The organism is Maribacter sp. (genome assembly GCF_039974175.1).
GTDB lineage: Bacteria > Bacteroidota > Bacteroidia > Flavobacteriales > Flavobacteriaceae > Maribacter_C.
In genome coordinates, this window is record NZ_JBDWJN010000013.1 from 23,071 (window position 1) to 35,982 (window position 12,912).

Annotated in this window: 13 protein-coding genes; 6 read left to right on the forward strand and 7 right to left on the reverse strand. The window is 38.8% G+C overall.

The features are described 5' to 3' along the window. The first annotated feature begins 53 nt into the window (after positions 1-53). Both ABJN95_RS17415 and ABJN95_RS17420 read left to right on the forward strand, forming a co-directional pair. Positions 54-1,568, forward strand: coding sequence for a GH3 auxin-responsive promoter family protein (locus tag ABJN95_RS17415; protein WP_348372284.1), 1,515 nt, complete (start codon positions 54-56; stop codon positions 1,566-1,568). Between the two features lie 273 nt (positions 1,569-1,841). Beyond that, entirely contained in the window at positions 1,842-2,411 is a 570-nt protein-coding gene (locus tag ABJN95_RS17420; protein WP_348372285.1) for a hypothetical protein, read from the forward strand. A 39-nt stretch (positions 2,412-2,450) separates the two neighbouring features. Here ABJN95_RS17420 and clpX read toward each other — a convergent pair whose 3' ends face one another. The 7 genes from clpX to ABJN95_RS17455 all read right to left on the reverse strand — a co-directional run bounded on the left by clpX (position 2,451) and on the right by ABJN95_RS17455 (position 9,534). Then, on the reverse strand, positions 2,451-3,686 hold the full coding sequence (clpX, locus tag ABJN95_RS17425; RefSeq protein WP_348372287.1) for an ATP-dependent Clp protease ATP-binding subunit ClpX: 1,236 nt from the start codon (positions 3,684-3,686) through the stop codon (positions 2,451-2,453). 99 nt (positions 3,687-3,785) lie between these two features. Continuing rightward, positions 3,786-4,466, reverse strand: coding sequence for an ATP-dependent Clp endopeptidase proteolytic subunit ClpP (gene clpP, locus ABJN95_RS17430; RefSeq protein WP_348372288.1), 681 nt, complete (start codon positions 4,464-4,466; stop codon positions 3,786-3,788). 85 nt (positions 4,467-4,551) lie between these two features. Then, positions 4,552-5,874, reverse strand: coding sequence for a trigger factor (gene tig, locus ABJN95_RS17435; protein ID WP_348372290.1), 1,323 nt, complete (start codon positions 5,872-5,874; stop codon positions 4,552-4,554). A gap of 96 nt (positions 5,875-5,970) precedes the next feature. After that, entirely contained in the window at positions 5,971-6,321 is a 351-nt protein-coding gene (locus tag ABJN95_RS17440) for a phage holin family protein (protein WP_348372293.1), read from the reverse strand. A 90-nt stretch (positions 6,322-6,411) separates the two neighbouring features. Continuing rightward, the gene (locus ABJN95_RS17445) at positions 6,412-7,917 is read right to left on the reverse strand and encodes an SGNH/GDSL hydrolase family protein (RefSeq protein WP_348372294.1); all 1,506 of its coding nucleotides are present in this window, start codon (positions 7,915-7,917) and stop codon (positions 6,412-6,414) included. Positions 7,918-8,047: 130 nt separating this feature from the next. Then, positions 8,048-8,821, reverse strand: coding sequence for an alpha/beta fold hydrolase (locus ABJN95_RS17450; protein ID WP_348372296.1), 774 nt, complete (start codon positions 8,819-8,821; stop codon positions 8,048-8,050). Then, positions 8,818-9,534 (reverse strand): pyridoxine 5'-phosphate synthase, encoded by a 717-nt coding sequence (locus ABJN95_RS17455; RefSeq protein WP_348372297.1) that lies wholly within the window; start codon positions 9,532-9,534, stop codon positions 8,818-8,820. Before ABJN95_RS17455 ends, ABJN95_RS17450 begins: the two co-directional genes overlap by 4 nt. 91 nt (positions 9,535-9,625) lie before the next feature. On the opposite strand from ABJN95_RS17455, the gene ABJN95_RS17460 reads away from it, so the two are divergent. The 4 genes from ABJN95_RS17460 (at position 9,626) to ABJN95_RS17475 (ending at position 12,911) form a co-directional block, all read left to right on the forward strand. Next, on the forward strand, positions 9,626-10,282 hold the full coding sequence (locus ABJN95_RS17460) for a CBS domain-containing protein (protein WP_348372299.1): 657 nt from the start codon (positions 9,626-9,628) through the stop codon (positions 10,280-10,282). A gap of 5 nt (positions 10,283-10,287) precedes the next feature. Continuing rightward, positions 10,288-11,169: an NAD kinase gene (locus ABJN95_RS17465; RefSeq protein ID WP_348372301.1), complete on the forward strand. Its 882-nt coding sequence runs from the start codon at positions 10,288-10,290 to the stop codon at positions 11,167-11,169. Between the two features lie 114 nt (positions 11,170-11,283). Further along, a complete protein-coding gene (locus ABJN95_RS17470; protein WP_348372302.1) occupies positions 11,284-11,982 on the forward strand; it encodes a DUF6089 family protein in 699 nt (232 codons plus the stop codon). A 188-nt stretch (positions 11,983-12,170) separates the two neighbouring features. Further along, on the forward strand, positions 12,171-12,911 hold the full coding sequence (locus tag ABJN95_RS17475; RefSeq protein ID WP_348372304.1) for an isoprenyl transferase: 741 nt from the start codon (positions 12,171-12,173) through the stop codon (positions 12,909-12,911). Position 12,912: the final 1 nt, after the last annotated feature.

Sequence of the window (12,912 nt, forward strand, 5' to 3'; positions counted from 1 at the left end):
ACGGTTCAAAGCAAAAAGATGATACAAGTTGTATATAGCCAAAGATACCCAAAATGCCAATACCTTTATTCAATTCAATTGCTTCCTGGTTGCTTAAAAAGCGTTATCATCAAATAGAGCTTTTTTTGAAATACCCAGGCGAGGTACAAGATGAGGTCTTAGAGCAACTATTGGAAATCGCAGAAGACACAGAGATTGGCAAACGCTATGATTTTGAGTCGATTGAAAATTACAACACCTTTCGTGAACGCGTTCCTATTGTATCTTATGAAGACATCGAACCCATGATAGAACGTACCAGACGTGGAGAGCAAAATGTGTTTTGGCCAACTTCAATAAAATGGTTTGCAAAAAGTAGTGGTACCACCAATGCTAAAAGTAAATTTATTCCTGTAAGCGCTGAGGCTTTAGAAGATTGTCACTACAAATCGGGTAAGGATTTGTTATGTCTTTATTTAAACAACAATGAGAATTCGCAACTGTTTACGGGTAAAAGCTTGCGCCTTGGAGGTAGTAAACAACTGTACGAGGATAACGGTTCATTCTTCGGTGACCTTTCCGCAATTTTAATCGACAATATGCCACTTTGGGCAGAATTCAGCAGTACGCCCAGCAACAAGGTTTCCTTAATGAGCGAATGGGAATCAAAGCTGATGGCGATTATTCAAGAAAGTACGCAAGAAAATGTTACCAGTTTAGCGGGTGTGCCATCATGGATGTTGGTGCTTCTAAATAATGTTATCGAAGAAACTGGGAAAGATCACTTATTTCAAGTCTGGGAAAATCTAGAGGTATATTTTCACGGTGGCGTAAGTTTTAATCCGTATAAAGAACAATATCAGAAATTACTTCCAAGGCAACGCTTTAAGTATTATGAGATATATAATGCCTCAGAAGGATTTTTTGCGATTCAAGACCGTAATAATGCCGATGATTTATTGTTGATGCTTGACTACGGTATTTTTTACGAATTTGTTCCTATGGATACTTATGGAACGGAATTGGAGCAGGCGATTCCTCTTTGGGAAGTTAAAACCGATGTCAATTACGCTATTATTATTACTACAAATTCGGGCTTGTGGCGGTACAAAATTGGTGATACGGTACGCTTTACTTCTTTAAACCCTTATCGGATCAAAGTTACCGGACGAACCAAACATCATATCAATGTATTCGGGGAAGAATTGATCATCGAAAATGCAGAAGAGGCATTGCGAAGTGTATGTAGTAAGACCGGTGCAGAAATCAAAGATTATACGGCTGGGCCAATTTTTATGGTAGATACTGAAAAAGGTGCTCACGAGTGGATTATAGAGTTCAGAAAGCCACCTGAAAAGCTAGACTATTTTACAGAAATATTCGATAATGCACTGAAATCGTTGAATTCTGATTACGAAGCAAAGCGTTATAAAAACACTACCCTAAATATGCCGTCGGTGCACATGGCCCGTGAAAATCTTTTTTATGATTGGCTTAAGTCAAAAGACAAATTAGGTGGGCAGCATAAGATTCCAAGATTATCGAACAAGCGCGATTATCTTGAAGAGTTGTTGGCGATGAATGGCTAATACCGATACCTACAAATTTGGACTCGCTTATCGATTGTATTAACACCGGGTAGAAAAGAATGTACTTTAGCGGTTATATAGGTCGTCCAGCCTGCAAAATGCGATCTCCTCAACTATCAGAACCCTTTAGAACCTAATAAATACGCGGTTTATCGGATAAAGAGAACTACATCGAAGAATTCCCTCACATAAACAAATAAATAAGGAATTCGAACGTTTAATGCTCAAATTAGCTGCTCAGCTTGACCGAACAACTAAAATAAACTTAGTATTATGGCAGAAAAACTAGTAATATTATCCGATATGTGGGGTGCAAAAAAAGGCCTTTGGATAACTTCTTACTTAGGATATTTACAACAATACTTTGATATAACCTATTACGATATACAGCAACTTTCGAATCTTGATGTAACGGTACATACTACTGAAAATGTACATAGAGCTTTTGTGGAGGGAGGAATAGATACTGCTGTTGCTCATCTACTCAAAAAAGAATCAGAACCTGCACACTATCTCGGTTTTAGTATGGGAGGTACTATTGCTTGGAAAAGTGGTTTATTGGGGCTACCAATGAAGTCGTTATACACCGTTTCTTCAACTCGTATCAGGGCAGAAGAAACAAAGCCAGATTGCAAAACAATAGCTTTGTTTGGTGATCAAGATGTATACCGCCCTAAATTAGACTGGCATCAAAAAGTAGGTGTGAAGTCTGAACTTATTGAAGGATTCGGGCATACGATGTACGGTGATGAGAAGATTATTGGCAAAGTTTGCCTAGATCTTTTAAATGCAGTTACACAAAAACCAAAAGAGGAAAAAACAATTCAAATCAGAATAGCTTAATTTCTAATAGCTATGCGATATAAAAACTAAAGGCGGTCTTTAAGAGACCGCCTTTAGTTTTTTAATAGTTTCATGAGAGAGTTTATCTTCGGCATACGGTTTGGTTACTTTAAACTCGGTTTCACCAGTACTTGGCATTTCGAACATCGCATCGGTGAAAATAGCTTCACATAACGATCGAAGTCCTCTTGCACCTAATTTATACTCAATTGCCTTCTTTACGATGTATTCCAGAGCCTGATCAGTAATGGTGAAGCTAATACCATCCATATGAAACAGCTTTTCATACTGCTTAATGATTGCATTTTTCGGCTCTGTTAGAATCGCACGTAGTGTTTTTTCATCTAGCGGATTCATATGTGTAAGAACCGGAAGCCTACCTATAATCTCTGGGATTAATCCGAAATCCTTCAAATCCTTAGGAATGATATACTGTAAGATATTGCTCTCATCTAAATTTTCGTCTGCTTTGGAAGCACTATAACCAACAGCCTGCATGTTGAGGCGTTTGGTGATGGCCCTTTCGATTCCGTCGAATGCTCCTCCTGCAATAAATAGTATGTTCTCGGTATTTACCTCAATGAATTTTTGATCTGGATGTTTTCTACCACCTTTGGGTGGTACATTTACTACCGTACCTTCCAAAAGTTTTAGCAAGCCTTGTTGAACTCCTTCACCAGAAACATCTCTCGTAATAGAAGGATTGTCGCTCTTACGGGCAATTTTATCAATTTCGTCAATGAAAACAATACCCCTTTCGGTTTTTTCAAGATTATAATCAGCAGCTTGTAACAAACGCGTTAAGATACTTTCAACATCTTCCCCCACATAACCAGCTTCAGTTAGTACCGTTGCATCTACGATCGCTAACGGAACATTAAGCATTCTGGCAATAGTTTTTGCCATTAGAGTTTTTCCGGTACCCGTTTGCCCCACCATAATGATATTGCTTTTCTGAATTTCAATATCATCTTCTTTGGCTTTTGGCTGCAACAACCTTTTGTAATGATTGTACACTGCCACTGACATTACCTTCTTGGTGCGTTCTTGACCGATAATGAAAGTGTCGAGAAATTCTTTAATCTCCAAAGGTTTTTTTAAAACTAGCTCAGAAGATAGGTCGTTGGTTTTTGTTTGTTTCGATTCTTCAGCTACAATACCATGCGCTTGCTCTATACAACGGTCGCAAATATGGGCATCTAAACCTGCAATCAATAGATTGGTTTCAGGTTTTTTTCTTCCACAAAACGAGCACTCTAAGTTTTCTTTTGCCATAATAGTTGCAGTGGTATTACTAGATACTAACGCTAAAATTCTCTTTTTGGTTTACCAAATACGCGTCAGCTACTTACATTTTTAGGTTTTTGGTCGAGATTAGTCTTTATCTCTTACTAAAATCTCATCAATCATGCCATATTTCTTGGCTTCTTCAGCCTTCATCCAATAATCTCTATCGCTGTCGTCGTGTACTTTATCGACGGTCTGACCAGAATGGCTGGCTATTATTTGATAAAGCTCCTCTTTGAGTTTTAATATTTCACGAGCCGTAATTTCAATATCACTTGCTTGGCCTTGTGCCCCACCCATGGGTTGGTGAATCATCACGCGAGAATGTGTGAGACCACTTCGCTTGCCTTTTTCTCCAGCACATAGCAGAACGGCGCCCATAGATGCTGCCATGCCGGTACAGATTGTTGCCACATCAGGTTTGATGAATTGCATGGTGTCATAGATGCCTAGACCGGCATAAACACTTCCACCAGGGGAGTTGATATAAATCTGTATATCTTTCGCGGCATCTGCGCTTTCTAGAAACAAGAGTTGTGCCTGTACTATATTGGCAACCTGATCATTTATTCCAGTTCCTAGAAAAATAATACGATCCATCATTAGTCTTGAGAAAACATCCATTGCAATAGCATTTAGCTGACGTTCTTCAATAATGTTTGGAGTCATATTCGTAGGGTACATACTGCTCATGATCTTGTCATAATACATGCTATTTATACCCTGATGATTTATAGCGTAATTCTTGAATTCTTTTCCGTAATCCATTTTGGTATTGTTCAATTTTTTAGACAAAAAAGGTGCCGAAAAGAACATTCCCGGCACCGTAAAGATACTTATTATTTTTCGGAAATTATCCGTAGACCTCCTTAACAAAGTTTTCGTAAGTAACCTCTTTCACCTTCAAGTTTGCTTTCTCTTTATACAGATTCAAAAGCTTTTGACTCATCAATTGTTCAGAAAGTCTTTTCACTTCATCTTGGTTGCTCATTACACGCGCGGCGATGTTATCCAATTCTTCTTCCGCAGGATTTAATTGTCCGTATTGGGCCATTTGAGATTTGATGAAACCTTTTGCAAATTCCTTCAATTCATCAAACTGTATTTGAATATCATTATCCTTAATAACTTTTCCTTCAATTAGTTGATAGCGTAATCCTTTTTCCGATTTCTCGTATTCTTCGCTTGCCTGCTCATCAGTTAGCGGATTTTCACCGGTCATTTGAATCCATTTTGTTAGGAAGCCAGTGGGTAAATCAAATTTGGTATTTTCTATAAAATACGTGGTAATGTCATTTAGCAATTTCTGATCTGATTGTTGTTCAAACTGCTTTTCCGAATCTTCTTTAATGCGTGCCTTCAATTCCTTTTCGGAAGTGATTGCATCTGGGCCAAACAATTTATCAAAAAGCTCTTGATCTAATTTTGCAGGCTCTCTTTCATTGATCTCTTCAATTGTGAAAGAAACTTCGATGTTTAATTTTTCAGCCTTTTCTGCGGAAATTCCCAAAACACTTGTAAGGAAGTTGTCTTCTTTACCAAGTCCCTTTGTCTTTAGTAGAACAACATCTCCCACTTTTTTTCCAACCAAGTTATCAATAGCTTTTTTGCTTTTTAGCATGCTGAACTCCAACGTAGCTTTATTGTCAACCTCTTCGTCTTCGTTTTTGAACGTACCAGTAACCTCATCATTCTTGCTGACTTCGGTTTTACTTACAAGTTTTCCGTATTGCTTTTGAATACGTTCTACTTGCTCGTCAACCATTTTTTTATCGGCGACAATATGATAATGGGTAATGGCTTTTTTCGTTTTAAGCGGAACCTCAAAATTTGGAGCTAAACCTAGTTCGAATTCAAAGTCGAATTCTTCCTTGTCCCAATCGAAGCCATCTTGCTGCTTGGGTAGCGGATTGCCTAGAACATCTAATTTTTCTTCCGTCAAGTATTTGTTCAAATTGTCTTGTAGTAATTTGTTTACTTCGTCGACCAAAACAGCCTTACCGTACTGCTTTTTGATAAGACCCATAGGAACTTGACCTTTTCTAAAACCTGGAATGTTTGCCTGTTTCCTATAGTCTTTGAGAATTTTATTTACTTTGTCTTGATAATCATCTTTGGTAATGGCTACTCTCACTACAGCATTTAACTCGTCAATCTGCTCTTTGGTAATATTCATTTCTTACTAGTATTATTGCTTAAATAAATGGGTTGCAAAAGTAGTACAAATTCTATATCCTACCAAGTTTTTAAGTTACTGGAATACAATCGTTTTCTAGCGCTTTTTATCGCTTTTTAAAACGGAAAATAAAATAGATTGGAGTAAAGATAGCAGCAGACTGAATACGATGGCCCATAGCCATCCATCAACGACGAACCCATCAACGAAATGATCTGCCAGCTTTATAATTACGGCGTTGATAACTAATAGGAACAGGCCAAAGGTTACGATGGTGACCGGTAGGGTAAGAATTACTAAGATAGGTTTAACAATAAAGTTTAAAAGACTCAATGCTATGGCTACAATGAGGGCAGTAGTATAGGTGTCAACCGATACGTTGGGAAGTACGTTAGATAATACCACTACGGCAAGTGCACTTAAAAGCAACCTTAGAATGAATTTCATGACCTTTATTTTTAATTGAATACTGATTGATGCAAAAAAGGTACCGAAAAATTTCGATACCTTTTATTAAAATCTTTGATATTTATGCGGCTACTCTATGTAAACCCCTGTAAAGGCCTCTGGTGCGACTTCTGGTAAGGTGGCTCCATATTTGTTTTCTATTTCCTCCATAAATTTGTTTGCTAGCAAAGCGTATCCTCGTGGCGAAGGGTGAACTCCATCAAGAGAGAACCCACCACCGGTACCATATGTCGCAGTAACCGTGGTGCCGTCATCAAGTTGGATTCCAGAAGCATTCAATTCTTGCAAGAAAGCATTGGCATCAACGAATGCCAAATCAAAAGTCGTTGCAGCATCTGCAATGGTTTGGTTGAAGGCAGCTGCGGCCTCAGCTACCATAGCTTGTTCTTCTGGAGTTAAAACCCATTGATCACCTAAAGGAACCCCAACGCCATTTACCGAAGAGGGATTATTAGGATCTGCTAATGTACCAATAAAAGAAAGTCCTGGAAGTACCATTAAATCTTCAGCAGTGGCCTGCCGCATGTTAATCAAAGCCGGGTTAAAAGAGGTAAGATCAGTTAGGTCTTCATCTATAATTACAGCCGCATTTGTCGCGCCTTCGCTAAACGAAATGGTTCTTCTCGCTAGTTCGTCTGCAGAAATTGCACCCGCCATTTGTAATTGCGCCAAACCTCCATTGTAGGCCGCGTAAGCGGCATTAACCGCCCCAGCCGTGGCAGCGTCTAAGGGAATAGGGTTGTGCGGAACCGTGGTAAAGTAAGGAATTGAGGTAACATCAGGAATGTTTGCGACAACACCTTTTGCACCACCAGCGGTCAATGCTTGAAGAATTCCATTGTAAGTTGGTCCGAAGGCTAAAGGAGAAGTAATGTCATTTCCTCCATAAGTACTCGGGTCGGGGTTTAATTTTTGATCAACACCTGCACCTCCGGAAGTGGCAAAACTTAGAATATCGTTGTTTCCAATCCAAAGAGAAAAGAAAGTTGGCGCTTGAGCAGCGGCATCACCTAGTACAGTTGCATTAGGATCTGAAGCAAATCGCGCATAATACGGATTAGCGGCTCCAAGTGCTACGCCAGCGACATTTCCATAACCAGGAGCTAACAAATGAAAGCTTTTGGCACCAGGTACGCCCATATTATTAAAAGGACCGGTTAAAACAGTTGATATCTCCGTAGTGCCAGTGCCACTTACCGCTTCTGGTAAGGGACTGCCTGAGGCGAATGATAGAAACAATCTATTTCCTAAAATGGGCTGTCCTCCTAGGGTTGCTCCGCCTAAATTATCAGCCATTAGCGGAATGGTAAACTCACCACCACCTACTTGCGCAAAACTAGAGGCCATCATATTGGGAAAAGAAGCAGCTTGACCGTCGATAAACAAGGCCCCATCTGAGAAACCTGCTGTTAACGAATTTCCAACAGAAACATATTTTGAAAAATCAGCTTCACCACTGGTATACGTAATAGGAGTTGGAGTCGGGACATTAAAAACGGGAGGTTGCGCATCATCGCTTAGACAAGAAACGAATAGAAAACTTGAAAATGCTAGTAATGCAAGGAACTTTTTCATCTGTAGATTTTTGAGTTTAGTAGAGTTAAGTAATGGTTATTACTGTGTAAATCCAAAATTAACCAAAATTATCAGACGCACAATAATTTGGGCCAAAAAATTATGCATGCATAATAAATTGTATGTTTTTTTACGATTCTATAAAAACCATCGATTTTTCAAAAAACTGCTCCGGATTTTCCGCATGTAACCAATGCCCTGCATTTTCAATTGTTTCCAATGTCGCCTTAGGAAAATTCCTTTTGATTTCGGAAAGGTCAGCAGAGACTACATATTCTGATCGGTCACCTCTTAAAAAAAGTGTAGGGCCATTGTAATTGGACGTAGCGCTTATGTTTTCTCCTATCTCCTCCATTTTAGTGCTCAGCACTTCAAGATTAAACCGTAAGCCTAGCCTCCCCTTTTCTACCCAATACAAGTTTTTTAACAGAAATTGTCGTATACCATAGTCGGTAATATGTCTTGCAAGCTCATCATCAGCTTGACCACGGGATGTTATTTCATCAAAATTTAGGGTGTTCAGGCCATTGATAATTTCATTATGATGTGGCGGATAGTATTTAGGAGCGATATCTGCCACCAATAACTTTTCCGTTAAATCTGGATAGTCGCAAGCGAACTGCATTGCTGTCTTCCCACCCATAGAATGTCCTAAGAGAATGGCATTTTCAATTTGATGGTGCTCGAAATATATTTTTAAATCTTTAGACAAAAGGCTGTAATCAAAGTCTTCTGAGTGAAAACTTCTTCCGTGGTTCCGTTGATCGACGAGGTGTACTTGAAGTCCGTTATCTGCATATTTTCGCCCTAGGGTTTTCCAGTTGTCGCTCATCCCCAGAAAACCATGTAATATGATCATGGGCTTACCCGTACCTAGAATCTTAGCATGTAGTAATGCGCTCATTTCAGTTTATTTAGATACATACTAATAACATTCTCCAAACCAAAATAAAGCGACTCGCAAATAAGGGCATGCCCAATTGATACCTCTAACAAATGAGGTACCTTGTCTTTAAAGTACTTGATGTTGTCTAAACTCAGATCATGGCCCGCATTGATTCCCAAACCTAGGGAATGAGCAACAGTGGCAGCTTCAATAAAAGAAGCTATTCCATCTTGTCTATTGTTTTCATCATAGGCTTTCGCGTAACTTTCTGTATATAATTCAATACGATCGGTACCGGTTGCAGCGGCTCCTTCTACCATTTTAGTAGTTGCATTGACAAAGATCGAAGTTCGAATTCCCTTTGCTTTTAGGGTGGTGATGATATCTTTAAGAAAGTCTTTATGAGTAATCGTATCCCACCCGGCGTTCGACGTTAAGACATCAACAGCATCAGGAACCAAGGTGACCTGTGTAGGCTTTGTCTCCAAAACCAAATCAATAAACTTTGGATTGGGATTGCCTTCTATATTGTATTCTGTCGTTACCACCTTAGTTAAGTCTCTTGCATCTTGATAGCGAATGTGCCTTTCATCTGGTCTTGGGTGTATCGTAATGCCTTCGGCACCAAATCTTTCGATATCTGCTGCGACCTTCAAAAGGTTGGGCATATTGCCCCCACGGGCATTTCGTAGGGTGGCAATTTTGTTAATGTTTACGCTTAAGTGTGTCATAAAATCGTTGTCTTGCTGAGCGCTTGTAAAAATACAAATTAGGCACGCCTTTTGATATTATTAATTAGTATTTTGCGTTATATTTTGAGCTATGCAGATCCATACCCACATATTACCTAATATTCCGGTTTTTAAAGTTGAAGACCCTCTCGAAAAAGTAATTCAGTTTTTCAAGGATCATACATACTCGCATGTTGCTGTTGTTGAGAAGGATAGATTTTTAGGAGTGTTAACTGAAGATGACCTCGAAAATTTTAAAATAGAAGACAAAATAGAGGATTATCGATACAATCTTGAAACCTTTTTTGTTCGTCGTGATACAAATTGGCTAGATGTACTAGAAACTTTTTCTCGCAATGAAGCCAACTTATTACCAATTTTAGGTGCGAATGAATCGGTGATAGGATATTACGATCTAACCGATTTTATGGGTGTTTTTATTGATACCCCTTTCTTTACCGAACCTGGCGGAATATTAGTCGTTTCGAAGGGAGTGAAAGACTATTCCTTTAGTGAAATCGCCCAAATAGTTGAGAGCAACAACGCTAGATTTATTGGTGGATTTATCACCGAAATGCAAAATGATGTTGTACAAGTAACGATTAAGGTCGGAACAACGAATTTCAATGAGATTACACAAACGTTTAGACGTTACAACTACAATATTCTCTTTGGAAACAACGATGATCAATTCCTTGAGGATTTAAAGCAACGTTCTGATTATTTAGATAAATATCTAAACGTTTAAGGGTTATGAAAGTTGCCATCTACGGTCAAGCTTATCAAGATAATGCCATAGACTATGTTTTTGAACTTTTAGACGAGCTTCAAAAAGTCGAAGCCGAAATAGCTATTGAAGAAAGTTTCGCTCAACTATTATCTAAAAGTAGAAATACCAACACCAGTTTAACTTTTACAGATTCTGAGGGGTTGAATTCCTCATTCGATATGCTCGTCAGCTTTGGCGGTGATGGTACCATTTTAAGAGCGACAACTTTCGTAAGAGACACGGGTATACCCATAGTTGGTGTAAATACCGGTAGGCTAGGTTTTTTATCTACTTTCAAAAAAGAAGATGTGCGCAAGGTGGTACAAGAGTTCGTTCAGGGCGCTTATACCATAGTAGAAAGAAGTTTGGTTGAGGTTTCCAAAGATTCGGGTATTCCTGAATTCAACGAATTAAACTTTGCTTTTAATGAGGTGACCGTAAGTAGAAAAGATACTACTTCAATGATTACTGTCGAAACCTACCTAAATGACGAATATTTGACTTCTTATTGGGCAGACGGACTTATCATTTCGACTCCCACCGGTTCAACCGGTTATTCGTTGAGTTGTGGCGGGCCTGTAATTGTTCCTACTGCAAAATCTCTCGTCTTAACGCCCATTGCTCCTCACAATTTGAATGCAAGGCCTTTGGTGATTTCAGACGAAACTGAAATTCGTTTGAAGGTGTCGGGTAGAGAGGAGCATCATTTGGTTTCATTAGATTCTAGAATTGCTTCTGTAGCCAACGGCACGGAGCTTACTATAAGAAAAGCCCCATTTACTATCAAAATGATCGAATATACTTCTGAGAGCTTTTTGAAAACACTTCGCAATAAATTGCTTTGGGGCGAAGACAAGCGTAATTGAACATCCCAAAACAATAAAAATCACTAAATGCTGTTTATCAAGTGAGAACAGTACTATGGCAAATGTACTAGCCCAGGCTATTGCAATAGTTATATTTGCAAACTTTAAAAATTTATGAGAAGTTGTCTCTTTTATATTCTTCTTTTGGTGTGCATGGGCGCGACTGCCCAGACCTATGAGATAGGTGCTTTTGGTGGCGGAACCAATAATATCGGCGATGTAGGTAGAACCAATTTCATATTGCCTTCAAATTATGCTGTTGGCGGTTTGTTTAAATGGAATAAGAGCAAGCGATATGCCTGGAGGGCAAGTGCTATCTATGGTAAGTTTACCGCTGATGACGCTAAATCAAATCTTTCATCGAGGCAACAGCGAGGCTATGTGGTTGATAATTCAATATTGGAAGTATCCGCTGGATTGGAGTTTAACTTTGTAGAATACAATCTTCATAAACTTGGTCCGGCATTCACTCCTTATCTATACACAGGGTTAACCTATTTTAGATACGATTATGACTACTTCGATGCGGGAAGGTTACAAGATGGGCTCAATCAAAGAGACGGTTCTTTCGCTATTCCAATGACGGTCGGTTTTAAATATCGTATCAGTCAACTTTTTATTTTAGGGGCCGAAATTGGCGCCCGGTATACTTTTACTGATAATCTTGATGCCAGTAATCCTGAAAAGTCTACGGTTGCTCAACAGATCAACCCCGCATTTGGAAATATCTTTAGCGATGACTGGTACGTTTTTTCTGGTATTACCTTCACATATACCTTCGGAAGAAAGCCTTGTATGGATTGTTTTGAGTGATTTCTTCGTAATCATTACGCTTCCGTGACCTCTTGTCCAAAATGTCTGCTTATATTTGCACCGCTTTTTATTAGGGAGTAAAAGTAAATTTAGCCTCTCGATTTGTAAGCATAGTCTCAATTCAATTCCTCAGAAACTTTGTGGTTTCTTTTGGAATTTGTTTTTTTGAATTTTGGAATTTGTTCTAAATGAGCACAATAGAAGACATTACGGGTAAAAACCTACCACGACATATTGCTATTATTATGGATGGTAATGGCAGATGGGCAAAACAAAGAGGAAAACTTCGCGTCTTTGGCCATGAAAATGGCGTTAAAACTGTTCGAATAGCTGTAGAAAATTGTGTTCGTCTTGGTATAGAATACCTAACGCTTTACACATTTTCTACTGAAAACTGGAAAAGACCGAAACTTGAGGTGGATACATTGATGCGACTTTTGGTTTCATCTTTGAAGAAAGAACTTAAAACTTTCACAAAAAACGACGTTCGTTTAAACACGATTGGTGATATTGATTCCTTGCCAGAAAAAGCACGAAAGGAGTTAATTGAGGTTATGGAAAAAACCAAAAAAAACACTGGTATGACCCTAACTCTGGCACTTAGCTATGGAGCTCGTGAAGAGCTGAAAAACGCTGTAAAACAGATAAGTATCAAAGTTAAAAATAATATAATTTCTCCCGAAAGTATTGATGAAACCATTATTAATACTCATCTTTACACGCACGATTTGCCTGATGTAGATTTGCTGATACGTACAAGCGGGGAACACAGAATCAGTAATTTTTTACTTTGGCAAATTGCATACGCCGAATTATATTTTATTGACGTATTTTGGCCCGATTTTAGTGAAGAACATTTAGTACAGGCCATTCAAAACTACCAGAACAGAGAAAGACGATTTGGAAAAACTAGCGAACAACTCAACTAGC

Bases quoted from the DNA above. Each gene is read 5' to 3' on its own strand.
- ABJN95_RS17415 (WP_348372284.1), top strand. From the start codon at position 54: ATGCCAATACCTTTATTCAATTCAATTGCTTCCTGGTTGCTTAAAAAG.
- ABJN95_RS17420 (WP_348372285.1), top strand. From the start codon at position 1,842: ATGGCAGAAAAACTAGTAATATTATCCGATATGTGGGGTGCAAAAAAA.
- clpX (WP_348372287.1), bottom strand. From the start codon at position 3,686: ATGGCAAAAGAAAACTTAGAGTGCTCGTTTTGTGGAAGAAAAAAACCT.
- clpP (WP_348372288.1), bottom strand. From the start codon at position 4,466: ATGGATTACGGAAAAGAATTCAAGAATTACGCTATAAATCATCAGGGT.
- tig (WP_348372290.1), bottom strand. From the start codon at position 5,874: ATGAATATTACCAAAGAGCAGATTGACGAGTTAAATGCTGTAGTGAGA.
- ABJN95_RS17440 (WP_348372293.1), bottom strand. From the start codon at position 6,321: ATGAAATTCATTCTAAGGTTGCTTTTAAGTGCACTTGCCGTAGTGGTA.
- ABJN95_RS17445 (WP_348372294.1), bottom strand. From the start codon at position 7,917: ATGAAAAAGTTCCTTGCATTACTAGCATTTTCAAGTTTTCTATTCGTT.
- ABJN95_RS17450 (WP_348372296.1), bottom strand. From the start codon at position 8,821: ATGAGCGCATTACTACATGCTAAGATTCTAGGTACGGGTAAGCCCATG.
- ABJN95_RS17455 (WP_348372297.1), bottom strand. From the start codon at position 9,534: ATGACACACTTAAGCGTAAACATTAACAAAATTGCCACCCTACGAAAT.
- ABJN95_RS17460 (WP_348372299.1), top strand. From the start codon at position 9,626: ATGCAGATCCATACCCACATATTACCTAATATTCCGGTTTTTAAAGTT.
- ABJN95_RS17465 (WP_348372301.1), top strand. From the start codon at position 10,288: ATGAAAGTTGCCATCTACGGTCAAGCTTATCAAGATAATGCCATAGAC.
- ABJN95_RS17470 (WP_348372302.1), top strand. From the start codon at position 11,284: ATGAGAAGTTGTCTCTTTTATATTCTTCTTTTGGTGTGCATGGGCGCG.
- ABJN95_RS17475 (WP_348372304.1), top strand. From the start codon at position 12,171: ATGAGCACAATAGAAGACATTACGGGTAAAAACCTACCACGACATATT.